The 24200-nt window shown below is 62.9% G+C and carries 21 protein-coding genes; 15 read left to right on the forward strand and 6 right to left on the reverse strand.

Annotation, left to right across the window (positions count from 1 at the left end; translation table 11 throughout):
* The first annotated feature begins 364 nt into the window (after positions 1-364).
* From kdpF to ACPWMG_RS25670, 7 genes are all read left to right on the forward strand, one after another.
* Positions 365-463: a K(+)-transporting ATPase subunit F gene (gene kdpF / locus ACPWMG_RS25640; protein WP_483302293.1), complete on the forward strand. Its 99-nt coding sequence runs from the start codon at positions 365-367 to the stop codon at positions 461-463.
* Positions 463-2262 carry a potassium-transporting ATPase subunit KdpA gene (gene kdpA / locus ACPWMG_RS25645; protein WP_483302294.1) on the forward strand — a complete coding sequence of 600 codons (1800 nt, stop codon included), beginning with the start codon at positions 463-465 and terminating at the stop codon, positions 2260-2262. The genes kdpF and kdpA overlap by 1 nt, the downstream gene beginning before the upstream one ends.
* 19 nt (positions 2263-2281) lie before the next feature.
* On the forward strand, positions 2282-4375 hold the full coding sequence (gene kdpB, locus ACPWMG_RS25650; protein WP_483302295.1) for a potassium-transporting ATPase subunit KdpB: 2094 nt from the start codon (positions 2282-2284) through the stop codon (positions 4373-4375).
* Between the two features lie 12 nt (positions 4376-4387).
* The gene (gene kdpC, locus ACPWMG_RS25655; protein ID WP_483302296.1) at positions 4388-5068 is read left to right on the forward strand and encodes a potassium-transporting ATPase subunit KdpC; all 681 of its coding nucleotides are present in this window, start codon (positions 4388-4390) and stop codon (positions 5066-5068) included.
* A 643-nt stretch (positions 5069-5711) separates the two neighbouring features.
* On the forward strand, positions 5712-8504 hold the full coding sequence (locus ACPWMG_RS25660; RefSeq protein ID WP_483302297.1) for a DUF4118 domain-containing protein: 2793 nt from the start codon (positions 5712-5714) through the stop codon (positions 8502-8504).
* Positions 8505-8506: 2 nt separating this feature from the next.
* On the forward strand, positions 8507-9205 hold the full coding sequence (gene kdpE, locus ACPWMG_RS25665) for a two-component system response regulator KdpE (protein ID WP_483302298.1): 699 nt from the start codon (positions 8507-8509) through the stop codon (positions 9203-9205).
* Between the two features lie 57 nt (positions 9206-9262).
* Entirely contained in the window at positions 9263-9529 is a 267-nt protein-coding gene (locus ACPWMG_RS25670) for a DUF3297 family protein (protein ID WP_483302299.1), read from the forward strand.
* Here the strand turns inward: ACPWMG_RS25670 and ACPWMG_RS25675 are convergent.
* Together ACPWMG_RS25675 and ACPWMG_RS25680 are read right to left on the reverse strand one after the other, a co-directional pair.
* Positions 9520-9948, reverse strand: coding sequence for a hypothetical protein (locus ACPWMG_RS25675; RefSeq protein ID WP_483302300.1), 429 nt, complete (start codon positions 9946-9948; stop codon positions 9520-9522). The genes ACPWMG_RS25670 and ACPWMG_RS25675 overlap by 10 nt on opposite strands.
* 31 nt (positions 9949-9979) lie before the next feature.
* A complete protein-coding gene (locus ACPWMG_RS25680) occupies positions 9980-10507 on the reverse strand; it encodes a hypothetical protein (RefSeq protein WP_483302301.1) in 528 nt (175 codons plus the stop codon).
* Between the two features lie 239 nt (positions 10508-10746).
* Between ACPWMG_RS25680 and ACPWMG_RS25685 the strand changes: the two genes are divergently transcribed.
* The gene (locus ACPWMG_RS25685; RefSeq protein ID WP_483305344.1) at positions 10747-11547 is read left to right on the forward strand and encodes a pseudouridine synthase; all 801 of its coding nucleotides are present in this window, start codon (positions 10747-10749) and stop codon (positions 11545-11547) included.
* 30 nt (positions 11548-11577) lie between these two features.
* On the opposite strand, the gene ACPWMG_RS25690 is transcribed toward ACPWMG_RS25685, so the two are convergent.
* Entirely contained in the window at positions 11578-12177 is a 600-nt protein-coding gene (locus tag ACPWMG_RS25690) for a TetR/AcrR family transcriptional regulator (protein WP_483302302.1), read from the reverse strand.
* A gap of 218 nt (positions 12178-12395) precedes the next feature.
* Here ACPWMG_RS25690 and ACPWMG_RS25695 point away from each other — a divergent pair, with 218 nt between their 5' ends.
* The 5 genes from ACPWMG_RS25695 to ACPWMG_RS25715 all read left to right on the forward strand — a co-directional run bounded on the left by ACPWMG_RS25695 (position 12396) and on the right by ACPWMG_RS25715 (position 18030).
* Entirely contained in the window at positions 12396-13181 is a 786-nt protein-coding gene (locus ACPWMG_RS25695; protein ID WP_483302303.1) for an SDR family NAD(P)-dependent oxidoreductase, read from the forward strand.
* A gap of 66 nt (positions 13182-13247) precedes the next feature.
* On the forward strand, positions 13248-14366 hold the full coding sequence (locus ACPWMG_RS25700; RefSeq protein ID WP_483302304.1) for a DUF5938 domain-containing protein: 1119 nt from the start codon (positions 13248-13250) through the stop codon (positions 14364-14366).
* A 23-nt stretch (positions 14367-14389) separates the two neighbouring features.
* Positions 14390-15934 (forward strand): AMP-binding protein, encoded by a 1545-nt coding sequence (locus ACPWMG_RS25705; RefSeq protein WP_483302305.1) that lies wholly within the window; start codon positions 14390-14392, stop codon positions 15932-15934.
* Positions 15931-17124, forward strand: coding sequence for a lipid-transfer protein (locus ACPWMG_RS25710; protein WP_483302306.1), 1194 nt, complete (start codon positions 15931-15933; stop codon positions 17122-17124). Before ACPWMG_RS25705 ends, ACPWMG_RS25710 begins: the two co-directional genes overlap by 4 nt.
* 48 nt (positions 17125-17172) lie before the next feature.
* Positions 17173-18030 carry a transporter gene (locus ACPWMG_RS25715; RefSeq protein ID WP_483302307.1) on the forward strand — a complete coding sequence of 286 codons (858 nt, stop codon included), beginning with the start codon at positions 17173-17175 and terminating at the stop codon, positions 18028-18030.
* A gap of 89 nt (positions 18031-18119) precedes the next feature.
* Here ACPWMG_RS25715 and ACPWMG_RS25720 read toward each other — a convergent pair whose 3' ends face one another.
* Both ACPWMG_RS25720 and ACPWMG_RS25725 read right to left on the reverse strand, forming a co-directional pair.
* Complete coding sequence (locus ACPWMG_RS25720) at positions 18120-18893, reverse strand: sulfite exporter TauE/SafE family protein (RefSeq protein ID WP_483302308.1); 774 nt, start codon at positions 18891-18893, stop codon at positions 18120-18122.
* Between the two features lie 71 nt (positions 18894-18964).
* Positions 18965-19864 (reverse strand): LysR family transcriptional regulator, encoded by a 900-nt coding sequence (locus ACPWMG_RS25725; protein ID WP_483302309.1) that lies wholly within the window; start codon positions 19862-19864, stop codon positions 18965-18967.
* Positions 19865-20014: 150 nt separating this feature from the next.
* Here ACPWMG_RS25725 and ACPWMG_RS25730 point away from each other — a divergent pair, with 150 nt between their 5' ends.
* Positions 20015-21058 carry an ABC transporter substrate-binding protein gene (locus tag ACPWMG_RS25730; protein WP_483302310.1) on the forward strand — a complete coding sequence of 348 codons (1044 nt, stop codon included), beginning with the start codon at positions 20015-20017 and terminating at the stop codon, positions 21056-21058.
* A 93-nt stretch (positions 21059-21151) separates the two neighbouring features.
* Here the strand turns inward: ACPWMG_RS25730 and aqpZ are convergent, their stop codons facing one another.
* Complete coding sequence (gene aqpZ, locus ACPWMG_RS25735) at positions 21152-21862, reverse strand: aquaporin Z (RefSeq protein WP_483302311.1); 711 nt, start codon at positions 21860-21862, stop codon at positions 21152-21154.
* Between the two features lie 338 nt (positions 21863-22200).
* Between aqpZ and htpG the strand changes: the two genes are divergently transcribed.
* Positions 22201-24144, forward strand: a complete 1944-nt coding sequence (gene htpG, locus ACPWMG_RS25740) for a molecular chaperone HtpG (protein ID WP_483302312.1) — start codon at positions 22201-22203, stop codon at positions 24142-24144.
* Positions 24145-24200 lie beyond the last annotated feature (56 nt).

Genomic DNA, 24200 nt, shown 5'->3' on the forward strand with positions numbered 1-24200 from the left:
CCAAGCGGCGTCCACAAAGTTGTCTCTGCCAAAGCATCCACAGGCGTGGCCAAAAGCGCAGAAGCGAAAAACTGCGCCATGCCTGCCAGGTGCTCGGGCTCAATGCGTTCACACGAATATTGTGCAGCCCAAGACTCGCAGCGTTAACGTTAATTTTTATATTTTTTTTACACGCCCCCGCACAGTCTCTGCGCCGCTTTTATACCCCCAGACCTACGCTTAGACCGTTGTCGTTTTAAGAAAGTGAGGCGTCTATGGACGTCGTCTGGATTGGGGCCATCGTCGCCCTGTGGGCCCTATTGGCGTGTGGCGCCATCGCCCTGGAAAAGCTCCCTCCCCACTCGCAGAGCAGCGGAGGCCAATCATGATCCACCTCGAAGTGTTGTACGGCTTCGGCGGTCTGTGCGCCGTTCTGCTGCTGGCCTACCTGGTCTACGCGCTGATCTGCGCCGAGGAGTTTTGATGAACACCTCTGCCTGGCTGCTTCTGGCCTTTTTCTCGGTTGTGCTGCTGGTCGCCGCATGGCCCGTCGGCCTGTGGCTCAAAGCCCTGCTCGACGGCCGTGTGCCACGCTGGGTGCAACGCGTCGAAGCCCCCCTCTTCCGCCTGGCCGGGGTAGACCCCGCCCACAGCATGGGCTGGAAAACCTACGCACTGGCGCTGCTGGTGTTCAGCGTGCTGGGCACGTTGTTTGTCTACGCGCTACAACGCCTGCAAGGCGTGCTGCCGCTCAACCCCGCCGGCATGCCCGGCGTGTCGCCCGACTCGGCTTTCAACTCGGCCGTCAGCTTTGTCACCAACACCAACTGGCAAGGCTATAGCGGCGAGGCGACCATGAGTTACCTCACGCAAATGCTCGGCTTCACGGTGCAGAACTTCGTCTCGGCCGCCTCGGGCATTGCCGTGGCCTTTGTGTTGATTCGCGGCTTTGCCGCGCGCGCCAGCCATGGCCTGGGCAACCTGTGGGTCGACCTGACCCGCATCACCTTGTGGCTGCTGTTGCCGCTGTCGCTGGTGTTCGCGCTGTGCTTTGCGGCCAGCGGTGTGGTGCAAAACTTCAGCCCTTATGAAACCGTGACCACGCTGGAGTCCACCGCCTACCAGCAACCCAAAACCGGTGCCGACGGCCAACCCCTGCTCGACGCACAGGGCAAGCCTGAGATGGTGGACGCCACCACCGCCACGCAAACCCTGGCCATGGGCCCTGTGGCCTCGCAAGTGGCCATCAAGTTCCTGGGCACCAACGGCGGCGGCTTCTTCAACGCCAACTCGGCGCACCCGTATGAGAACCCCACGGCGTTCAGCAACTTCTTGCAGATGCTGGCGATCTTCTTGATTCCGGCCGCGCTGTGTTTCACCTTCGGCAGCGCCGTGGGCGACAAGCGCCAAGGCTGGGTGCTGCTGGCCGCCATGGGCATGATGTTTGTGGTGGGTGTGCTCATCGCCACACCGGCTGAACAAGCGGGCAACCCCTTGCTCACGTCTCTGGGTGTTGACCAGTTGGCCAGCGCCGCCCAAGCCGGCGGCAACATGGAAGGCAAAGAGGTGCGCTTTGGCATCAACGCCACCAGCCTGTTTGCCGTGATCACCACCGCCGCTTCGTGCGGCGCGGTCAATGCCATGCACGACTCTTTCACACCCCTGGGCGGCATGGTGCCGCTGGTGATGATGCAGTTGGGCGAGGTGGTGTTTGGCGGTGTGGGCACGGGCCTGTACGGCATGTTGGTGTTTGCCATTCTGGCGGTGTTCATCGCCGGGCTGATGATTGGCCGCACACCTGAATACCTGGGCAAGAAGATCGAAGTGCGCGAGATGAAGCTCACCTCCATCACCATCCTGGTCACGCCGCTGGTGGTGTTGCTGGGCACGGCCATTGCCGTGTCGACCGAGGCGGGCCGCGCCGGCATTGCCAACCCTGGCGCACACGGCTTCAGCGAAATCTTGTACGCCTTGACCTCGGCCGGCAACAACAACGGCAGCGCCTTTGCTGGTCTCTCGGCCAACACACCGTTCTACAACGCGCTGCTGGGCGTGGTGATGTGGATTGGCCGCTTCGGTGTGATCGTGCCGGTGCTGGCAATTGCCGGTGCGCTGGCCGCCAAGCCGCGCTTGCCGGTCACGCCGGGCACCTTGCCCACACACGGCCCGCTGTTTGTCACGCTGCTGGTGGGCACGGTGCTGCTGGTGGGCTTGCTGAACTATGTGCCAGCACTGGCGTTGGGCCCGGTGGTGGAACACCTGATGTTGTGGACGGCGCACTGAGTCGCCACGGGAGAAAACTATGCAATCAACAACTAAAACAAGCCCCTGGGCTCTGGCGCTGCTCAAACCTGCGCTATGGGCTTCGCTCACCAAGCTGAGCCCCAATGTGCAACGGCGCAACCCGGTGATGTTTGTCGTCTACGTCGGCAGCATCTTGACCACGTTGCTGTGGGTCTACGCGCTGCAAATGCCGAACTCTGCCGACGCGCCTAACGCGGGCTTCATCTTCGGCGTGACCGTGTGGCTGTGGTTCACCGTGCTCTTCGCCAACTTTGCCGAAGCCCTGGCCGAAGGCCGCAGCAAGGCGCAAGCTGCCTCGTTGCGTGGCCTGAAAACCAGCACCTGGGCAAAGAAGCTGCACGAACCACACCACCTGGCCAAGTGGCTGCCAGAGCCCGCCACCAACCTGCGCAAGGGCGACGTGGTGCTGGTCAGCGCGGGCGACATGGTGCCGCTGGACGGCGAAGTGATCGAAGGCGTGGCCTCGGTTGATGAGAGCGCCATCACCGGCGAGTCGGCCCCCGTGGTGCGCGAGTCGGGCGGCGACTTCTCGGCCGTGACCGGCGGCACCACGGTGTTGTCCGACTGGCTGGTGGTGCGCATCAGCGTCAACCCCGGCGAGTCGTTTCTCGACCGCATGATCAGCATGGTCGAAGGCGCCAAGCGCCAGAAGACACCGAACGAAATCGCGCTGACCATTCTGCTGGTGGCGCTGACCATTGTGTTCCTGGTCGTCACTGTTACGCTGCTGCCGTTCTCGGCCTTCAGTGTGGACGCCGCGCAAGCCGGTAGCGTGGTCAGCATGACCGCCCTGGTGGCCCTGCTGGTGTGTTTGATCCCCACCACCATCGGCGGCTTGTTGTCGGCCGTGGGCGTGGCCGGCATGAGCCGCATGATGCAAGCCAATGTGATCGCCACCTCGGGCCGCGCGGTAGAAGCTGCGGGTGATGTGGACGTGTTGCTGCTCGACAAGACCGGCACCATCACCCACGGCAACCGCCAGGCCAGCGCCTTCTTTGCGGCGCCGGGCGTGTCCCTCGCCCGCCTGAGCGCCTGCGCTTTGCAAGCCTCAATGGCCGACGAAACACCCGAAGGCCGCAGCATCGTGGCGCTGGCGCAAAAGAACGGCCAAACCGCCACGGCGGATGCCGGCACGATCGTCATCCCCTTCACCGCGCAAACCCGCATGAGCGGCGCCGATGTGCCGGGTGTGGAGGGATCGCTGCAAACCATCCGCGCACTGCGCAAAGGCGCGGTGGACGCCGTGCGCCAACACGTGATGCAACAAGGCGGCCACTGGCCGACCGAGGTGGCCCGCCACGCCGACGAAGTGGCACGCCGTGGCAGTACGCCACTGGCCGTGTGCGAAGGCAGCAAGGTGCTGGGCATCGTCGAACTCAAAGACGTGGTGAAGACCGGTATCAAAGAGCGCTTTGTTGAACTGCGCCGCATGGGCATCAAGACCGTGATGATCACCGGCGACAACAAACTCACCGCCGCCGCCATCGCCGCCGAAGCCGGCGTGGACGACTTCCTGGCCGAAGCCACGCCCGAAGACAAGCTGCGCCTGATCCGCCAATACCAAAGCGACGGCCACTTGGTGGCCATGACGGGCGACGGCACCAACGACGCCCCCGCCCTGGCGCAAGCCGACGTGGCCGTGGCGATGAACAGCGGTACCCAAGCCGCCAAGGAAGCCGGCAACATGGTCGACCTGGACTCCAACCCGACCAAGTTGCTCGAAGTGGTGGAGACCGGCAAGGCGCTCTTGATGACGCGCGGCTCGCTCACCACGTTCTCGATTGCGAACGACGTGGCGAAGTACTTCGCCATCATTCCGGCGATTTTTGTGTCGACCTATCCGCAGCTCGGCGCGCTGAACGTGATGGCGCTGAACAGCCCATCGTCGGCCATCTTGTCGGCGGTGATCTTCAACGCGCTGATCATCATTTTCCTGATCCCGCTGGCCCTTAAAGGCGTGCGTTACCAACCCATTGGTGCGGCCGCCCTGTTACGCCGCAACCTGGCGATTTACGGCCTGGGTGGTTTGCTGGTGCCATTCATTGGCATCAAGGCGATTGATCTGTTGTTGACCGTCACTGGTCTTGTTTGAGGAGTGTTTGTCATGTCTCGTTTATCTATTCCTGCGAGCCGCCCGGCTGAACGGCCTGCCACAACACCAGCGACAACCGTTACCACCAAAACGGCGACTCCAGCCAAAGCCGGCATCGTGCGCCCGGCCTTGGTTGTGCTGATAGCGCTGACCCTGGTCACCGGCGTGGCCTACCCGGTGCTGGTGACGGGGGTGGCGCAATGGGTGCTGCCAGAGCAGGCCAATGGCAGCCTGGTGCACGTCAACGGCAAGGTCGTGGGCTCGGAGCTCATCGGCCAAAACTTCACCGCCCCCGGCCACTTCTGGGGCCGCCCTTCGGCTACGTCGCCCATGGCCAACAACGCGCAGGCATCGAGCGGCTCGAACCTGGGGCCGCTGAACCCGGCGCTGGCCGATGCGGTCAAGGCCCGTGTGGAGGCGCTGCGCGCGGCCGATCCGGGTAACACGCAGGCGGTGCCGGTGGATTTGGTGACGGCGTCGGGGAGCGGGTTGGATCCGCACATTACGCCGGCGGCTGCGTTGTACCAGGCACCTCGGATTGCGCGCGTGCGTTCGCTTCCTTTGGCGCAGGTGCAGGCGTTGGTGACGGAGCACACGGAGACGGCTTGGTTGGGGTTCTTTGGGGAGGGGCGGGTGAATGTGTTGGCTTTGAATTTGGCGCTCGACAAGGCTGCGCCGGCTAAGGCTTCTTGAGGCACTTCATTGGCGTTCGAAATGTTGATTGAGGCTGCTGGCCGGGAGTCGCCCGGCGGCGAGTAACTTTCTCTTGGTTCGCCAAGAGAAAGTTACCAAAGAGAAGGCGACCCACATGCCGGGACCCTTCGCGAAGCGAAGGGCAAACCTGCGCTGAGTGGGGTTGGTGGGGGTCTGGTGGAACTCGCGTTCCGCTCAAACAGCCACCAGCCCTGATCCCACCAACCCCACCCATCGCAGGCCCGGCCTGACGGGAGTTGGAAACCAGACGGGCCATCGCTTTGCTCGGCCCGGATTCAACATCCGTGCGATGCGTAGCGAGCCGGGTTGAATTCGGTATCGCAGCCCCTTCTAGCTGCGCCTGCGATGGGCGGTTTTGGCGGGATCAGTTTCGCTGGCTGTTTGAGCGCAGCGAGTTCCAGCGAAACCCCGCCAAAGCCGCTCAGCGCAGGTTGCCCCTCGCTCCGCGAGGGGACGCAGATAGCGGGGTCGCCTTTTCTTTGGGTACTTTCTTTTGGCGAAGCAAAAGAAAGTATCTCGCCGCCGGGCGACTCCCGGCCTCCACCCTCAACAGAAACCCACAAATCCAAAAACCGTCAGCAGCAGTGCTAACCTCCAATGAGAAAACCCCAGAGGCAACCCCGTGGCCCAAAGCCCTGACACCCGCCCCTCCCCCGACCACCTGCTCCAACAACTGCAGCACGCCGAGCGCCAAGCCCAGCGCGGACGCCTGCGCATCTACTTCGGCGCAGTCGCAGGCGTAGGCAAAACCTACGCCATGCTGCAAGCCGCCCACGCCGCACGCAAAGCCGGTGCAGACGTGGTGGTCGGCCTGCTCGAAACCCACGGCCGAAGCGACACCGCCGCCCTGCTGGCGGGCCTAGACCAACTCCCTCGGCTGGAGATGGAGCACCGTGGCCACACGCTACACGAGTTCGACCTCGACGCCGCCCTCACGCGCCACCCCGACGTGCTACTGGTCGACGAACTCGCCCACACCAACACGCCAGGCGCACGCCACCAAAAGCGCTGGCAAGACATCGAAGAACTGCTGGGCGCGGGCATCGACGTGTGGTCTACCCTCAACGTGCAGCACCTGGAAAGTTTGAACGGCACAGTGGGCGCCATCACCGGCATACGCGTGCACGAAACCGTGCCCGACACCGTGCTCGATGCGGCCGATGAATTGGTGCTGGTCGACGTGACGCCGGATGAACTGCTGCACCGCCTGCGCAGTGGCAAGGTCTATCTGCCGCAGCAGGCCGCACGCGCCGCGCAAAACTTCTTTCGCAAAGGCAACCTCATCGCCCTGCGCGAAATCGCCCTGCGCCGCACCGCCGAACACGTGGAAGACGACGTGCGCAGCTACCGCATCGAGCAATCGACACAGGCCGGTGGCGGGCCATCCAGCACGCTGCCGGTGTGGGACTCATCGGGCGCAATCCTGGCCTGCATCGGCCCTGAAACCGGCGCCGAGCAAACCGTGCGCAGCGCGGCGCGCCTGGCGGGCAAGCTCAACGTGCACTGGCACGCGGCGTATGTGGAAACGCCGCGCCTGCAGCGGCTCGACCAGGCACAGCGCGACCGCATTCTGGCGGTGATCCAACTCGCAGAAAGCCTGGGTGCCACCACCGCCGTGCTCACCGGCCCCGAAGTCGCCCCCGCTTTGGTCGCACAAGCGCAGACCCTGAACTGCGCCACGCTGGTGCTGGGGCGACACAAGTCGGACGGCGATGCCGAGCGCAGCGGATGGAAGATCTGGACGCAGCAAATACGCTGGCCGCACAAGCCTCTGGCGCGTCAACTAGCCAACCTAGCCCCAACACTAGATGTCGTGGAAGTCGGCCACACCGACAGCACCCGCCGCCTCGGCCACGCCGTGCCGCCGCGCCAAAGCCTGGCGCCCGAGCACAAGCCCCACACCTGGCACGGCTACGCCTGGGCCGCAGCGGTGTGTGTGCTGGTCACGGCGGTAGCCAACCCGCTCGCCGCGTTTTTCGACCTGACCAACATCGTCATGCTGTTCTTGCTCGGCGTGGTGTTGGTGGCCATGCGTTTTGGGCGTGGGCCGTCTGCGGTGGCGGCATTCTTGAACGTGGCCGCGTTCGACTATTTCTTCGTGGCGCCCAAGCTGTCGTTCTCGGTCAGCGACGTGCAGTACGTGGTGACCTTCATGGTGATGCTGGGCGTGGGCTTGCTGATTGGCCAGCTCACCGCTGGCTTGCAGTTCCAGGCGCGCATCGCCAGCAGCCGCGAGCGGCGTGCACAAGCGCTGTTTGAATTGAGCCGAGAGTTGTCGGCCGCTTTGATGCCCGAGCAGGTGTGCGCGCTTGGCGCATCGGCCGTGCAGCGCACCTTTGGCGGCCAGGCCGTGGTGCTGGCATTGGATGAACACGACCAGTTGATTCCACCCAGCCCGCAGCCCGAAGGTTTTGACCTCAGTGTGGCGGAATGGACGCTGCGCAACAACCAGCCTGCGGGCCTGACCACCGCCACCTTGTCCGCCCACAACTGGCACTACACGCCGCTGTCGGCCCCCATGCGGCTGCGCGGCGTGTTGGCGCTGCAGCCGGCCGAGGCACGCTGGCTGTTGATTCCCGAGCAGCGCCAGCAACTCGACACCCTGGCACGGCAAATCGCCATTGCGCTGGAGCGCGTGCACTACGTCGACATCTCGCAAAAAGCCGTCGTCGAGATGGAGTCCGAACGCCTGCGCAACGCGCTGTTGGCCGCGCTGTCGCACGACGTGCGCACGCCGCTCACGGCAATGATTGGCCTGGCCGAAACCCTGCAGCAAACCCAACCACCGCTGCCCCCCCAGCAGGCAGGACTCGCCCGCGCCATGGCGCACGAAGGCCACGCGCTGGCCGCCCTCGTCACCAACCTGCTGGACATGGCGCGCCTGCAAAACGGCGGCGTACATCTGCGCAGCGATTGGCAGTCGGTGGAAGAATTGGTGGGCGGCGCCACCCGTGCCGCGCGCCATGTGCCCGGCGCCACCACCGTGCACACGCACATTCCGGCCGACTTGCCGTTGGTGGAATTTGACGCCGCCTTGATGGAACGTGTGCTGGTGAACCTGCTGGAGAACGCCGCCAAATACGGCGCGCCGCCCATCGAAGTGCACGCCAGCGCAAGCGATGAGGCGCTGCACATCCGTGTGCGCGACCACGGCCCCGGCCTGCCCGAAGCGCTGCGCGGGCGCGAGGCCACGCTGTTTGAAAAGTTCACACGCGGCGCGGTCGAGTCGGCCACGCCGGGCGTAGGCTTGGGGCTAGCGATTTGCAAAGCGGTGGTAGATGCGCACCGTGGCCAGATCACCGCCAATAACGCTGATACCGCCGACGGCAGTGGCGCAGAATTCACCATCACGCTGCCGCGCCGCACACCACCCGCGCCTGTAGAAGCGATAGAAGCCCTAGACGAGCTGCATTAAAAATGTCCCAACCCACCGCCATCATCATCGAAGACGAACCCCAGATCCGCCGCTTTGTGCGCGCCGCGCTGGAGGCCGAAGGCTGGCAAGTGTTCGAGGCCGATACCGCGCAGCGCGGCCTGACCGACGCCGGCACCCGCAAGCCCGACCTGCTGGTGCTCGACCTCGGCCTGCCCGATGCCGACGGCATGCGCGTGATCGCCGATGTACGCGGCTGGTCGGCCGTGCCCATCATCGTGTTGTCGGCGCGCAGCGACGAGGCCGACAAAATTGCCGCGCTCGACGCGGGTGCCGACGACTACCTGACCAAACCCTTCGGCACCGGCGAGTTGCTGGCCCGCGTGCGCGCCACACAACGTCGCCCGCGTGCGGCGACGAATGGCGCCACTGAGGAAGCCGAGGCGCTATTTCGCTTTGGCGACGTAGAGATCGACCGCACCGCCCGCCTGGTGCGCCGCGCCGGCGCCGAGGTGCACCTCACGCCCACCGAATACCGGCTGCTGTCGGTGCTGGCAGCCAACACTGGCCGGGTGCTCACCCAGCGCCAGTTGCTGCGCGAAGTGTGGGGCCCGTCGCATTCAGACCAAAGCCATTACCTGCGCGTCTACATGGGCCACTTGCGGCAGAAGCTGGAGGCCGATCCGGCGCAGCCCAAGCACTTGCTGACGGAGACGGCGGTGGGCTATCGGCTCGTTCGATAAGAACCCATCTTCAAATCCGCGAAAATCACCGGTTTTCTCGCTTTGGAATCGAACAACATGACCGACGCCACCACCCCAGCTACCCCAGCCGACCGCCCCGCATTGCCAGACCACCTGTCGGTAGACCCCCGCAGCCCGCACCACGTGGCCGCTGTGTTTGCACACGACATCGGCATCCGCTTCAACGGCCAAGACCGCGTGGACGTGGAGGAATACTGCATCAGCGAAGGCTGGGTGAAAGTACCCGCTGGCAAGACAGTCGACCGCAAGGGCCGTCCGTTGTTGATCAAGCTCAAGGGCAAGGTCGAGGCGTTTTACCTCTGATCAACCTGAGGTTTGGGCCCCAGGCTCACGCCTTTTTGCGTCAAGTCTTCCAGGTACGAGGCCATGCTGGTGCACAGGCGCCGCCGCGCCTCGGCGGGCATCTCGCCCATGCTTTTTTGGTACGTGGCCCGCAGGATCGGCAAGCCCGCCAATTGTTTGGCTTGCTCTTCACCGGTGGTCATGGCTTTGATGAGTTCTTCGCTCGTCCACTGGCCGTAGGGCGAAGCACGAAACGCAGCCTCGTTTTTCTCTTTCAGTTCAGGAAACTGCAACGCACACGCTTGCCGCTCGGCACGTGCGCCTTCCAGGGCAGATAACTGCAGTGGCAGCGGGTCACCGGTGGAAAGAGCGAAGGCGGGCGCGGCCAGGCCGCACAGCAAAATCGCCATCGACAGGACAGAAGAGCGTGGTGTCGTCATGAGACGTTGGCTTGCATCAAGGTTGAAGAACCTATTCCACCACACGCCCGGTTCCCAGCAATGTGCGCCCGTCCAGCAATGTGAAGTTGGTGCCGATGGGCAACTTGCTCAAAGCCAACTCAGGCCGTAGAAATTGCACCGCCAAGGTCTGCGCCACCTCGGGCACGGGCTCAGCGCCAACAGGCACCAGCAGGCGAGCGCTGAAAGCCTCGTTACCCAACACCAGCATGCAAGGGAACAAACCAGATCGATCACCTCGGATCGGTCGGCTGGCCGCAGGCACATCCGCCGCCATGAGCGTGAGCGAAATACGGGCCGAGGGCACGAAGGCGCTGTCCAACGCAAAGCCGGGCTGCACCTGTTTGGGCTTGGCCGCACGTGCCACCAGCCACGCGATGATGTTGCCGATGATGGGCAGCCACAGCACCAGCAGCAGCGAACCCATGTCGCGCGCCAAGGAGGGTTGCGGCGCCAGCCAGCGCACCAGGCCGCCGATGACGGCGAACACCAGCAAGGCGACGGTGATGATTTGGCGGCGCGAAGAAATGTGGGTGCTCATAGTGGCTGATTAGGCACCATCTCGGCAGCAACTTTTGTGTGCGCCAGCATTTAAGCGAAAATGACCTCCCGCGCTTGCACCGCTAGCGCAGCCAGCTATGAACAAAATAGCATTGCGAGCCTGATATGCCTACCCCTCCCGACTCTTCCGCGCCACCGCGCAAAGCACCGCCGCCTGCTTCAGCAGGTGCTACGCCGTTCCGCCGCGCCGCACCGCCTGCGGCCTCGACCAACGAGCCCATGCGCTTGAACAAACGCATGGCCGAGCTGAACATGTGCTCGCGCCGCGAGGCCGACGAATGGATCGCCAAGGGCTGGGTCAAGGTGAACGGCCAGGTGGCCGAAATGGGCGTGAAGGTCACGCCGACCGATCGCATCCAGATCGACAAGGCCGCCAGCGGCCACCAGGCCACGCAAGTCACCATCCTCATCAACAAACCCATGGGTTATGTGAGCGCGCAGGCCGAGGACGGGCACGAGCCCGCCGTCACACTGTTCACGCCGCAAAACCGCTGGGTAGACGACAACGCGCGCTTCTTTTTCCACCCCAACCAACTGCGTGGCCTGGCGCCCTGCGGACGCCTCGACATCGACTCCATCGGCCTGCTGGTGATGACGCAAGACGGCCGCGTGGCCCGCCAGTTGATTGGCGAAGACTCGACCATGGAAAAGGAATACCTGGTGCGCGTGGTTTACCACGGCCTGGGCCAGCCAGCCCCCGGCGGCGAGCTGGTGCGCATGGACGACAACGACCCTGTCACCAACGACGTGCAGCGTGTGTTCCCGCCCGCCATGCTGGCCAAGTTGCGCCATGGCTTGAGCCTGGACGGCCAGGCGTTGAAACCGGCCAAAGTGACTTGGCAAAACCCCGAGCAACTGCGCTTTGTGTTGACCGAAGGCAAGAAGCGCCAGATCCGCCGCATGTGTGAACAGGTGGGTCTGAAGGTGGTGGGCCTGAAGCGGGTGCGCATCGGCAATGTGATGCTGGGCAATTTGCCGCTGGGGCAATGGCGGTACCTGGCGCCGCACGAGAAATTCTGACCGGCTGTGAAACAGCCTTAGCCGAGGGCGTTAAGCCGTAGCGGTGGGTGGGTTGAAGAACCCGTCCATCGTTTTCAACGCATCGGCTTGCATGCGGGCCACGGCTTCGTCGTCGCCCGACAGGTGCTGCAACAGCGCCTGCTGAAACAAACCATCAAACAACGCATAAACCGCCTGCGATGACAGCAGCAGCGGCACGTTCGCCAGCGCGGCACTGCGGGCCATCACGCGCCAGATCATGGCCTCGAGGCTTTTGTCGATCTCGGCCACGTCGGTTCTAAACGCCTCTTCAAACAGAGCCTGCGAACGCAGGTCGTACCAGAGCCGATGCATCAGCGCCTCGTTGCGCAGGGTCTCGCCCAGGATTTGCACAAAGCCGTCGCGCAGCGCAGCGTAGGTGGTGGCCTCGGCGGTGATCTGGTCGTAGCGCGTGGCGCAGCGCGCTTTGTACTGGCGCACGCTGCAGACGATGAGGTCGAGCTTGTCGCTGAAGTAGTAGTGCAACACGCCGTGCGAGAACTCGGAGTTCTGCGCAATTTCGCGCAGGCTAGTGCGCGCGTAGCCCAGGTTCGCCAGGGTTTGCAAGGCGGCTTCGCCCAGCTCGGCACGACGCTCGGCGAATTTATCCACCCGCACTTTCTCACCACGCGGCACGCGCGCAATACGAGCGGATTTTGGGGCTAATTTGGTCGCGGCAGAAGCTTGCATAACGGTGCAAAGCATAGCACGCGCGCACCTCAAATCCCCCTGTTTACCCTAATAACTTGACACTTGACCAACATTTTCTTGACGAGTGTCAAAAGAATTTTTAGCATGAATCGCACCTTCAACAAAAGCAGGAGACAACCATGACAGCATTCGATCTCACGGGCCGCAAAGCCCTGGTCACAGGGGCCGCACGCGGCATTGGGGCGGGCATTGCCGAGGCGCTGGTCAAAGCCGGGGCGTCCGTCATGGTGGGCGACGTGCTGGCGGAACTGGGGCGCGAGACTGCGGCTCGGCTCGCGGCAGGCGGCGCCAAAGTGGGCTTTGTGGCGCTGGACGTCACGCAAGACGAAAGCTGGACTGCCGCTGTGGCCGCAACCCAAGCCGAGCTCGGCGGGTTCGACATCTTGGTGAACAACGCCGGCATCGAGATCACCTCGCTGGTCATCAACCAGGAAGCCGCCGACCTTCGTCGCATGTTCGACGTGAACGTGGTGGGCACGCTGCTCGGCATCAAACACGCCTTCAAGACCATGTTGCCCGGTGGTGCGGTGGTCAACATTTCTTCGGTGGCCGCCACCATCGCCTTCCCCGCCATTGCCGGGTACTCGGCCAGCAAATCGGCCGTAGACCGCGCTACACGTGTGGCCGCCATGGAGTCCGGCAAGTTGGGCTACGGCGTGCGCGTGAACTGCATCTTCCCTGGCCTGGTGCCCACCGAGATGGGCGTAGGCCTGGCCACCGACGTGGTCAAGGCCGGCCTGTTTGCCGATGTAGACGCGGCCATTGGCTCGGTGGTTGGCCAAACCCCGCTCGGCCGTTTGGGCGAAGTGCGCGACATGGCTGACGCCACGGTTTTCCTGTGTTCCGACGCGGCGCGTTTCATCACCGGCGTGGGCTTGTCGGTGGACGGCGGCATGGGCATGTAGCCGCTCCATACATCCATCCATAAGCATTCATTTCATTTTCCCCCTCTCGCATTGAAAGCAAAAAACATGAGCCAAAAACCTGTCATCGTCTACGGCGCCTCGGGCTACACCGGTCGCCTGGTCTGCGAATACCTGACCGAACTGGGCCTGCCCTTCATCGCCGCCGGGCGCGACAAAGCGCGCACACAAGAAGTGATGGACAAGGTGCCCGGCATCGAGCGCGCCAACTACGAAGTGGTGGAGGTCGAGCACAACGTCGAAGCCCTCACCGCGCTGTTCAAAGGCGCCACCATGGTGAGCAACATGGTTGGCCCGTTCAGCAAATTCGGCCCCGAAGTGGTCGAGGCCTGCTTGAACGCCGGCGTGCACTACAGCGACACCACCGGTGAACAAGACTGGATGATCGACGCCGAAGCGCGCTGGGGCAAAAAGTTTGCCGACAAGGGTTTGCTGCTGTCGCCCGGCCTGGCGCAGATGTACACCACCGGCGAAATCGCCGCCAACATTTGCCTCGAAACCCAGGGCATCGACACGCTGGACATTCTGGTGTTGTGGAAAGGCTTCCCCACCTACGCGTCCACCCAAACCATCTTCAGCATCTTGAAGGCCAAGTGGTACTACCTGGAGCAAAACAAATACGTCGAGTGGCCGCAAGACACCCACTTCAACGTCAACGTGCCCGGCCACCACGTGCCGGCCATCGTCACCCCCTGGGCTGGCACCGCGCACCCGGTGTGGTTCAAGAACGACCCGCGCGTGGCCAACTGCAAAGCGCTGGGCGGCGTGTTTGCACGCGAGGTGATGGAGGGCGTCATCGCCACCCAAAAGATGTACCAGGATCAGATCGCCAACCTGCCACACGTCGAGCGCGAAGAGGCTTTGGCAAAGATTGCCGCGTCCATTCAGGCCGGCATGCCGCCGCGTGAAAACCCACGCATCAACATCACGCTCGACTCGGTGTACGGCTCTGGCCCGCTGGCACGCGCGCACTGCGTGATCAACGGCAACTGCAACTACAAACAAACCGGCTTGATGCAGGCCTACGCCGCCTACAGCCTGCTGCAGCAAGCCCCCAAGCGCGTGGGTTTTGCCTCCGCCTGCCAGGCCTTTGGCCACCGCGAACTGCTGGGCATCTTGAAGGCTTATGGCCTGGTGATGGAACCCGTGGTCAGCGTGCAGCGCTAATCAGCTCCGCAGAAAGAAGCGCCATGCGTTTGATTGACTACCTCGACAAAGGGGCCCAACTCGGGCCGCAAGAGCCTTGCCTCAGCATGGGCAGCGTGGTGTTGCGTTATGCCGATGTGCAAACGCTCAGCCACCGCATCGCTCGGGCTTTGCAGCGCGACGGCATTGCTCCCGGCCAAAAAGTGGCGGTGCTCTCCAGCAACGACCCGGTGGCGTTTGCCAGCGTGTTTGGCATCTCGCGCGCTGCGGCCGTGTGGTGCCCCATCAACCCCCGTAACGAGGTGTCTGAGAACCGCTTTGTGTTGAACGCGTTCGACTGCCGCTGCCTGATCTTCCACAGCCACTATGCCCCACTGGTAGAGCAGATGCGGGGTGAATTGCCGCAGCTGGCGGTGCTGGTGTGCCTGGATCAAACCATGCCGTTTGCGCCTTCGCTCGGCACCTGGTTGGCGAGCGCCAGTGACGCGCCGATTGAAATCCCCACGGTAGACGATGTGGCCATGATCGCCGGCACCGGCGGCACCACCGGCGCGCCTAAGGGCGTGATGCTGTCGGGCCGCAACCTGGAGAGCATGAGCGCGCTCACGCTGATGGGCTACCCGTTCAATGGCCGCCCGGCCTACCTGGCGCTGGCGCCGCTGACGCATGCCGCCGGCGTGTTGTGCCTGCCCGTGCTGGCCTTGGGCGGGCGCGTGGTCATCATGCCCAAGCCCGATCTGGGCGAGTTCTTGGCATTGATTGAACGCGAGCACATCACCCACACCTTCTTGCCGCCCACGCTGATCTACATGCTGCTGCAGCACCCCGACCTGGCGACCACGCCGCTCGGTTCGCTGCAATGCTTCTGGTATGGCGCGGCCCCGATTGCGGCAGCGCGGCTGGCAGAAGCCTTGCAGAAAATCGGCCCGGTGATGGCGCAGCTCTTCGGCCAGACCGAGGCGCCGATGATGGTGTCGATGATGTCGCCACGCGAGCACTTCAATGCCGACGGCAGCATCGCCCAACACCGCCTCACATCGGCCGGCCGACCGGGACCTCTGGTACAGGTGGCGGTGATGGACGAGCACGGCACGCTGCTGCCGAATGGTGAAAACGGCGAGATCGTGGTGCGTGGTTCCCTGGTCATGCTGGGCTACTACAAAGACGAAAAAGCCACCGCCGAAGCCTCGCGTTTTGGCTGGCACCACACCGGCGACATTGGCCACCTGGATGCCGACGGCTTTCTCTACATCGTCGACCGCGCCAAAGACATGGTGATCACGGGCGGCTTCAACGTCTACTCCATCGAAGTCGAACAAGTGCTGCTGCAGCACCCGGCGATTCAAGACGGTGCGGTCATCGGCTTGCCCGACGAGAAATGGGGTGAGCGCGTGGTCGCCGTGCTGCAGCCACGCCCCGGCCACACGCCAGACGCTGACGAGGTGAAGGCTTTTGTCAAAGCCCGCTTGGGCAGCGTGAAAGCGCCCAAGCAGGTGGAGATTTGGGCCGACCTGCCCCGCTCCAAAGTCGGCAAGGTGTTGAAAAAAGAGGTGCGCGCCACCTTGCTGGCCAACGGAGAAAACACATGACCGCATCTTCCAACACCGTCTGCGTGGCCGGCGTGGGCATGATCCCCTTCGTCAAGCCCGGCGCCAACGCGCCCTACCCCGAGATGGCCGCCACCGCCACGCGCCAAGCGCTGGCCGACGCAGGCATAACCTACGACTCCGTTCAGCAAGCCTATGTGGGCTACGTGTACGGCGACTCCACCGCCGGGCAGAAGGCGCTGTATGGCGTGGGCATGAGCGGCATCCCCATCGTCAACGTCAACAACAACTGCTCTACCGGGTCCACGGCCTTGTTTCTCGGCCGCCAAGCGATTGCCAGCGGCGCGGCAGACTGTGTGCTGGTCTTGGGCTTTGAACAGATGAGCCCCGGCGCACTGGGCGTGGTATTCAACGACCGCCCCAGCCCGTTTGAAGACTTCGACCGCGAGGCCGCCGCCCTGGTGGGCCAGCCCGAGTTGCCGTTGGCGCTGCGCTACTTCGGCGGCGCAGGTTTGAGCCACATGCAGAAGTACGGCACACCGTTGTCGGCCTTTGCACAGATCCGCGCCAAGGCCAGCCGACACGCCGCGAAGAACCCGCTGGCGCTGCTGCGCAAAGAACTCACTTCGGAGGACGTGTTGAACGCACCAGCACTGTGGCCCGGCGTGTTGACACGGCTGATGGCCTGCCCGCCCACCTGCGGCGCGGCAGCGGCGGTGTTGGTGTCCGAGTCGTACGCCAAAGCCCACGGCTTGCGCAGCGACGTGCGCATCCTGGCGCAAGCCATGACCACCGACCGGCCCGACAGCTTCGAGAGCCACGACATGATGAACCTGGTGGGCTACGGCATGAGCCAAGCCGCGTCGCAGCAGGTCTACACCCAAGCGGGCATTGGCCCCGAAGACATCGACCTGGTGGAGCTGCACGACTGCTTTGCGCACAACGAACTCATCAGCTACGAGGCTCTGGGCCTGTGCCCCGAAGGCGGTGCGGCGCAGTTCATTGCCGATGGCGACAACACCTACGGTGGCAAGGTGGTGACCAACCCCTCCGGCGGTTTGTTGTCCAAGGGGCACCCATTGGGCGCAACCGGCCTGGCGCAGTGTTTCGAGATCACCCACCAATTGCGTGGCACGGCCGACCAGCGCCAAGTGCCCGGCGCTCGCCTGGGGCTGCAACACAACCTCGGGCTGGGCGGCGCGTGTGTCGTCACGCTGTACGGCGCGGCCTGACCGAAATTTGACGGACTTTTGATTGAAGAAAAACCAAAGGAGACAAACATGAACAACCAACGCCAACTGCAAATCATCGCCGCCACCGCGCTGCTCTTCGGGGCCGCTACGAGCAAAGCCGCCGCCATTCCCGACCCGGGCGACTACACCGCGCTGCCCGCCGGCACAGACCTGGTGCTGGCCTACGTGCAAAACGTCAAAGCCGACAAGCTGTACGCCAACGGCGACAAAGTGCCGCTGCCCAAAGACCTGGGGCTGAACGTCAACGTCGGCATCTTCCGCTACGTGCACTACGGTCAGGTCAACAACACGGCCACGGCGTTTCAATTGATCGTGCCCACTGCGCAGCAAAAGGTCGATCTCACCGGCGTAAAAAGCTCCGGCCTCGGCGATATCCTGGTAGGCGGCACCGTATGGCCGATTGCCGACCGCGAAAAAGGTGAATACCTGGGCATCACCTCGTTGGTGACCGCGCCCACCGGCGTCGACAACGACCGCGGCTTCGCCGTCAGCGACAACCGCTGGGCGCTGGAGTTGTCACTGGGCTACAGCAAAAAACTCACCAGTAAATGGACTGTGGACTTGGTGGCCCAATCAGAGTTCTACAAAGACCGGCGTGACAACAACGCATCCAAAGACGGCCTGCTGCGCGGCATTGGCCACTTGCGCTACAACCTCAGCGACGCCACCTACCTGGCCACCTCTTTGCGCTACACCACGGGCGCCAAAGAAACACTGAACGGCGCCACGCTGGCCGACCGCAAAGACGACACCAACCTGATGTTCACCTGGGCCACGTTTGTGACCCCGCAGGTGCAAATCATGGCGCAGTACGGGCAGGACTTAAAAGTGCAAAGCGGGCCGAAGACCCAGGCCATTCGGCTGCGGGCGCTGTACGCGTTTTAAACGCCTTTAAGGGAAAATTGCCGCTGGCGCTTGTGTGGAAAGCGTGAACAGCTAGTTTTTCCATAGCGCCTCCAGCGGCACCCCTTCTTTCAGCCCTGCACGTAGCGCACCACCAGCGCCACGCCCGAGACCAACACCACACCACTCACCACGCGCAAAAACTGTTCGCGCGAAAGCCTCAGCGTGATGTGCCGCCCCACAGCCGTGCCGAGCAGCATCACCGGCGCCAGCAACAGCGCCAGCCACCACAGCCCGCTATGGCTGTACACACCCGCCATGGCAAACAACACCAGGCGCGTGAGGGTACTCACCCCGATCAGCGCGGCCTGCGTCAGGCGGATTTCGTCTTTGCCTTCCAGCCGCCCTGCGAGGTAGATCGCGTAGATGAAACCGCCGCTGCCGAACAGGGCGGAGAACACCCCGCCCACCAAGCCAAACGGCACCGCCGCCCGCTGTGTATAACGCGCCGAAGGACGCACACCGCTGAGCGAGTACAACGCGTAAAGAACCGCAAAAATGCCGAGCGCCAGCATCAACACATCGGGCCGGCCCCACAGCAATGTCGCCGCGCCACCCAAGCTGCCCACCAACACACACGGCAGCAGTCGCCGCAGTTCGCTCAGGTTGGCCGCGCGCAGGTTGCGCGCCACGCTGGTCAAGGCCGCCGCGCAGTCCAACAGCGCCAGCAAGGGCACGATCTGGCGCACGGGCATCACCTGCGCCAGCACCGGCGCGGCCACCAAGGCCGTGCCAAAACCGGCCATGCCAAAGATCACATAGGCCAGCGCCACACCCGCAACGGCCAGGCCCAGTTGCACGGGGCTTGCATGAAGTGAGGAGAGAGCGGCAGCAAGAGATTCCATGCCGGCCAATGTAGCGATGCGCAAGTCCTTTGCCCAATCGCAAATTTGCGCGGGCGCGATCGCAAAATCAGCTAGATCACGTTTTGATGCGCCAGCCGCAAGACTTCGGCAAACTGCTGCACGTGGGGCGGGCTGGTGGCGCGGGTCAACATCAGCACGGTGCTCTGACTTTCCGCCTCGTCCAGACCCACCAGGTGCACGCCCGTAGGGGCCAGCTCGCCCATCGACAGCGGCACCACGGCAATGCCAAAGCCTGCCTGCACCAGCGCCAACTGTGACCACTTGCGCGAGGTGACACGTGCGCTGCGCGGGTAAAAGCCATGCGCCCGGCACAGTTCGGCCACGCCGTGACTCAAGCCGCCGCGCTCGGCATGCGGCAAGGCCACGAATGCCTCGTCGCGCAGGTCTGACCACGCCACGCGCTTGGCGTTGGCCAGAGGATGCGTGGCTGGCACCGCCACCGCCAACGGCTCGGTGCTGAGCGGATACATCTCCACCAACGGGTTGCGCCGCAGAATCGGCGCGCGCGCCAGGCCAATATCGGCAACACCGAGTTCAATATCGCGCAGTTGTTGTTCCGATGAAGACTGGAACACCTCGACCGAGATACCAGGATGACGCGCCAGGTGGTCGCGCAGAAAAGCTTGCAGCTTTGTTGTGAGCGGCACCGAACTGGAATGCACTAGGCGCACGCTGCCGGTTTCGCCACGCGCGGCATGGCGGGCCTGCACCGTGGTGTCAGCCAAAGCATCCAGAATGCGCCGCGCCGATTGCAGCACCGAGCGGCCAGCGGGAGTGGGCTCCAACGGGCGCGTGTCGCGTGCCAGCAGGCTCACGCCCATTAACTCTTCCATCTCTTTGACTTGGCGGCTCAGGGCCGACTGGGCGATGAACAGGCGCTCGGCCGCCTGGCTGAAGCTGCCGCTTTCCACAATCTCGACGAAATAACGCAGCTGTTTGACGGTGAGCACATGAACTCCTAAGGGGGCAGGCCGCAACGTAACGGACGTTGCCGCAGCGCGACGGCCATCGCCATGCAGTGCACGCACAAGCTTGGCCCCAACACGGCATGTCCTTTATGCTGTTGTCACATCTTCGTAATATTTGGACAGGAGCCCCGCATGCAGACCCGCCGCCGTTTCCCCCACTCTGCCCTGGCGCTCGCTGGCGCCCTGGCTCTGGCCTGCATGGGCGCACACGCGCAAAGCGGCGGTAGCGTCAACGCGCTTTGCAGCACCGATGCGTCATGGTGCGAAGCCGCAGCGTTGGAGTTCACTCGCACCACCGGCATCAAGGTGAACCAGGCGCACAAAGGCACGGGCGAAATTGCCGCGCAGTTGCGCGCCGAAGCGGCCAACCCCAAGACAGACATTTGGTGGGGTGGCACCGGCGACCCGTTTTTACAGATTGCCGAGCAAGGCCTGCTCGAAGCCTACCGCCCTGCCTATATCAACGACTTGGCCGACTGGAGCGTGCGCCAGTACGCCATGTCACAAAACCTGGTGGGCGGCTTCTACACCAGCGCCATGGGCTTTGGCTGGAACACCGATTTGTTGAAGAAAAAGAAGCTGCCCGAACCCAAGTGCTGGGCCGATTTAATCAAGCCCGAATACAAGGGCGAAATTGAAATGTCGCATCCCGGCACTAGCGGCACGGGGTACACCATCGTTGCCAGCCTGGTGCAGTTGATGGGCGAAGACCAGGCCTTCGACTACATGAAGAAGCTGCACAAAAACACCATTGACTACACGCGCAGCGGCCAGGCGCAGGCACCCAACGTGGCCAAAGGCGAGGTGTCGATTGGCGTGAGCTTTATCTTCGGCTTCGACAAGTGGCGCTACGACAAATTCCCCGTGAAAGCCATTGCCCCCTGCGAAGGCACAGGGTATGAGATTGGCGGCATTGCCCTGGTCAAAGGCGCGCGCAACCAGGCCAACGCCAAGGCGTACTACGACTTTCTGATGAGCCCCGCCGGCCAGGCGATTGGCGGCAAAGCCGGTAGCCTGCAAACGCCCGCCAACAAGCTGGCGAAGATCGACCCGCGCATTCCCACCATGGATGGCGTAAAGCTCATCAAGTACGACTTTGAGAAATACGGCAAGGCCGCAGAGCGCCGCCGTTTGCTGGAGCGCTGGACCAAAGAAATCGAAGGTGCCCCACGCTGAGGGCAAAAAAAAGGCCGCTATCACGGCGGCCTGGGAGAACGATTGAAATCGTCTGGCGTATTGTGCGCGCTCCTTTGGCAAGCGCGCTGTTAATTAATCGTCGCTCAGCAGCACGTTGTAGATGATGGCGCCCAAGATGGCGCCCACGATAGGCGCCAGCCAGAACAACCACAGTTGGTCGATGGCGCCGTTGTGCGTGAACAGTGCTGGCCCGGTGCTGCGTGCGGGGTTGACTGAAGTGTTCGATACAGGGATCGACACCAGGTGGATCAGCGTCAGGCACAGGCCAATGGACAACCCGCCAAAGCCACCAGCCGCGCGTTTGGCTGTGGAGCCCAAAATCACCAGCAGGAAGATGGCCGTCATCACCACTTCGCAGATCAGCACCGCCGTCAGGCCGTACTTGCCAGGCGACAGTTCGCCATAGCCGTTGGTGGCAAAGCCGCCCACGGGTTCAGGTCCGCTGATCTTGCCGGTGGCAATCAGGTACAGCACACCGGCAGCGGCGATCGCGCCCAAGACTTGCGAAATGATGTAGCCGGGCAGTTCTGCAAACGAGAAACGCTTGCCCACGGCCAAGCCGATCGACACGGCCGGGTTGAAGTGCCCGCCGGAGATGGGGCCAAACGCATAAGCGCCTGTGACCACGGTCAAGCCGAAGGCCAACGACACGCCAAGCAAGCCGATGCCGAGGTTGTGCTCAACCCCGAAAACGGCAGCCAACACCGCGCTGCCGCAGCCACCAAAGGTGAGCCAAAAGGTGCCGAGAAACTCAGCAGACCACTTCTTCAGGTTACTGTTCATAAAAACCCTCTCTCTGTTTCAAAAATGTTGCACACAACTGCAAAAGCCGATTTACAGGCGCCTACGCAGAGCCCTCGGCATCATCGTCGCCCGCTTGCGAATCTTCAACAAATACTTCACAAATTGAATACATCATTTGCAAGAATACGTCATTGAGTGCAATAAAAACTTTCCACAAAAAAGGGTTTAGACCTTGCCATCGGGATTCGGCAAAGCCTCTGTGCGCGGCCTACGGAGCGCTTGAAACTTAGTCCAAGAGGCCATAATTGCGGGTTTCGCCGCGCGGCCTGCTCAGCAGCAGCCGCGCGAGGCCATCATTTTTTGTTCAACGCCACCCCATGACCAAGCAAACACATTCCTTTCAGGCCGAAGTCGCCCAGCTGTTGCACCTCGTCACGCACGCGCTGTATTCCAATCCCGAGATTTTTCTGCGCGAGCTGATCTCCAACGCGTCTGACGCGTGCGACAAGCTTCGCTTCGAAGGCCTGAACAACGCCGCGCTGTATGAAGACGCGCCCAACCTCGAAGTGCGCGTGACCTTCGACAAGGCCGCCAAGACCGTCACCATCAGCGACAACGGTATCGGCCTGTCCGAAGCCGAAGCGATTGCCAACCTGGGTACCATCGCCAAGAGCGGCACCAAAGAGTTCATGACCAAGCTCAGCGGCGACCAGAAGTCGGATGCGCAGCTCATCGGCCAATTCGGCGTGGGCTTCTACTCTGGCTTCATCGTGGCCGACAAGATCACCGTGGAATCGCGCCGTGCAGGACTGCCACACAACGAAGGTGTGCGCTGGATCAGCGGCGGCACCGGCGACTTTGAAGTCGAAGCGATTGACCGCCCACAACGCGGCACCAGCGTCACGCTGCACCTGCGCGAAGAAGCCGAGGAATACCTCAACACCTGGAAGCTCAAGTCGGTCATCGGCAAGTACTCCGACCACATCTCCCTGCCCATCTTGATGCGCAAGGAAGAGTGGAAAGAAGGCACCGACGACCAGGGCGGCGAAATGGTCACCACCGACGAGTGGGAAACCGTCAACAAGGCCAGCGCCTTGTGGACGCGCGCCAAGAAAGACATCACGACCGACGAGTACAACGCGTTCTACAAACAGATCAGCCACGACTTCGCCGACCCGCTGGCCCACACGCACAACCGCGTGGAAGGCAGCACCGAATACACGCAACTGCTGTATGTGCCGGCCAAGGCGCCGATGGACCTGTGGAACCGTGACCGCAAGGGTGGCCTCAAGCTGTACGTGAAACGCGTGTTCATCATGGACGACGCTGAAGCCCTGTTGCCCAGCTACCTGCGCTTCATCAAGGGCGTGGTGGATTCCGCCGACCTGCCACTGAACGTGAGCCGCGAGCTGCTGCAAGAAAGCCGCGACGTCAAAGCCATCCGCGAAGGCTGTACCAAGCGCGTGTTGGGCATGCTGGAAGACCTGGCCAAACACGACAAGTTGCCCGAGGCATCGGCGGACGGCGTCACCGATGTGGTGAGCGACGAAGACAAGGCACTGGTCGGCAAATACACCACGTTCTACAACGAGTTCGGTGCCGTGCTGAAAGAAGGCCTGGGCGAAGACTTCGCCAACCGCGAACGCCTGGCCAAGCTGCTGCGTTTTGCCAGCAGCACCAGCGACACCGTCAGCGTGTCTTTTGCCGATTACAAGGCGCGCATGAAAGAAGGCCAGGAGGCCATCTACTACATCACCGCCGAAACCCAAGCCGCAGCCAAGAACAGCCCACAACTTGAAGTCTTCCGCAAGAAGGGCATCGAAGTGCTGTTGATGACCGACCGCGTGGACGAGTGGGCGCTCAACTACATGCAAGACTTTGACGGCACGCCGCTGCAGTCCGTCGCCAAGGGCGCGGTCGACCTGGGCAAGCTGCTCGACGAAGACGAAAAGAAAGCCGCGGAAGAAGCCGCCGAAGCATTCAAGCCTTTGCTGGCCAAGCTGAAGGAAGCACTGAAAGACCAAGTGGAAGACGTGCGCGTGACGACCCGCCTGGTCGATTCGCCCGCCTGCCTGGTGGTGCAAGACGACGGCATGAGCGCCCAGTTGGCCCGCATGTTGAAGCAAGCCGGCCAGGCCACGCCTGAAGTGAAGCCCGTGCTGGAAATCAACGCCGAACATGCATTGGTGAAAAAGCTCGACGGCTCGGTGCACTTCAACGACCTGGCGCACATTCTGTTTGACCAAGCCTTGCTGGCCGAAGGCGGCATGCCAGCCGACCCAGCGGCTTACGTGAAGCGCGTGAACGCCTTGCTGGTGTAAGCTAAGAATACGCACCTAAAAAGCCGGCAAGAGCTCGTTGGGCTCTTGCCGGCTTT

The organism is Hydrophilobacter chitinilyticus (genome assembly GCF_049860745.1).
Taxonomy (GTDB): domain Bacteria; phylum Pseudomonadota; class Gammaproteobacteria; order Burkholderiales; family Burkholderiaceae_C; genus Rhodoferax_B.

What these genes read in the sequence shown, in the direction of transcription:
- kdpF (WP_483302293.1), top strand. Translation starts at nt 365, where the DNA reads ATGATCCACCTCGAAGTGTTGTACGGCTTCGGCGGTCTGTGCGCCGTT.
- kdpA (WP_483302294.1), top strand. Translation starts at nt 463, where the DNA reads ATGAACACCTCTGCCTGGCTGCTTCTGGCCTTTTTCTCGGTTGTGCTG.
- kdpB (WP_483302295.1), top strand. Translation starts at nt 2,282, where the DNA reads ATGCAATCAACAACTAAAACAAGCCCCTGGGCTCTGGCGCTGCTCAAA.
- kdpC (WP_483302296.1), top strand. Translation starts at nt 4,388, where the DNA reads ATGTCTCGTTTATCTATTCCTGCGAGCCGCCCGGCTGAACGGCCTGCC.
- kdpE (WP_483302298.1), top strand. Translation starts at nt 8,507, where the DNA reads ATGTCCCAACCCACCGCCATCATCATCGAAGACGAACCCCAGATCCGC.
- ACPWMG_RS25670 (WP_483302299.1), top strand. Translation starts at nt 9,263, where the DNA reads ATGACCGACGCCACCACCCCAGCTACCCCAGCCGACCGCCCCGCATTG.
- ACPWMG_RS25675 (WP_483302300.1), bottom strand. Translation starts at nt 9,948, where the DNA reads ATGACGACACCACGCTCTTCTGTCCTGTCGATGGCGATTTTGCTGTGC.
- ACPWMG_RS25680 (WP_483302301.1), bottom strand. Translation starts at nt 10,507, where the DNA reads ATGAGCACCCACATTTCTTCGCGCCGCCAAATCATCACCGTCGCCTTG.
- ACPWMG_RS25685 (WP_483305344.1), top strand. Translation starts at nt 10,747, where the DNA reads ATGCGCTTGAACAAACGCATGGCCGAGCTGAACATGTGCTCGCGCCGC.
- ACPWMG_RS25695 (WP_483302303.1), top strand. Translation starts at nt 12,396, where the DNA reads ATGACAGCATTCGATCTCACGGGCCGCAAAGCCCTGGTCACAGGGGCC.
- ACPWMG_RS25700 (WP_483302304.1), top strand. Translation starts at nt 13,248, where the DNA reads ATGAGCCAAAAACCTGTCATCGTCTACGGCGCCTCGGGCTACACCGGT.
- ACPWMG_RS25705 (WP_483302305.1), top strand. Translation starts at nt 14,390, where the DNA reads ATGCGTTTGATTGACTACCTCGACAAAGGGGCCCAACTCGGGCCGCAA.
- ACPWMG_RS25710 (WP_483302306.1), top strand. Translation starts at nt 15,931, where the DNA reads ATGACCGCATCTTCCAACACCGTCTGCGTGGCCGGCGTGGGCATGATC.
- ACPWMG_RS25715 (WP_483302307.1), top strand. Translation starts at nt 17,173, where the DNA reads ATGAACAACCAACGCCAACTGCAAATCATCGCCGCCACCGCGCTGCTC.
- ACPWMG_RS25720 (WP_483302308.1), bottom strand. Translation starts at nt 18,893, where the DNA reads ATGGAATCTCTTGCTGCCGCTCTCTCCTCACTTCATGCAAGCCCCGTG.
- ACPWMG_RS25730 (WP_483302310.1), top strand. Translation starts at nt 20,015, where the DNA reads ATGCAGACCCGCCGCCGTTTCCCCCACTCTGCCCTGGCGCTCGCTGGC.
- aqpZ (WP_483302311.1), bottom strand. Translation starts at nt 21,862, where the DNA reads ATGAACAGTAACCTGAAGAAGTGGTCTGCTGAGTTTCTCGGCACCTTT.
- htpG (WP_483302312.1), top strand. Translation starts at nt 22,201, where the DNA reads ATGACCAAGCAAACACATTCCTTTCAGGCCGAAGTCGCCCAGCTGTTG.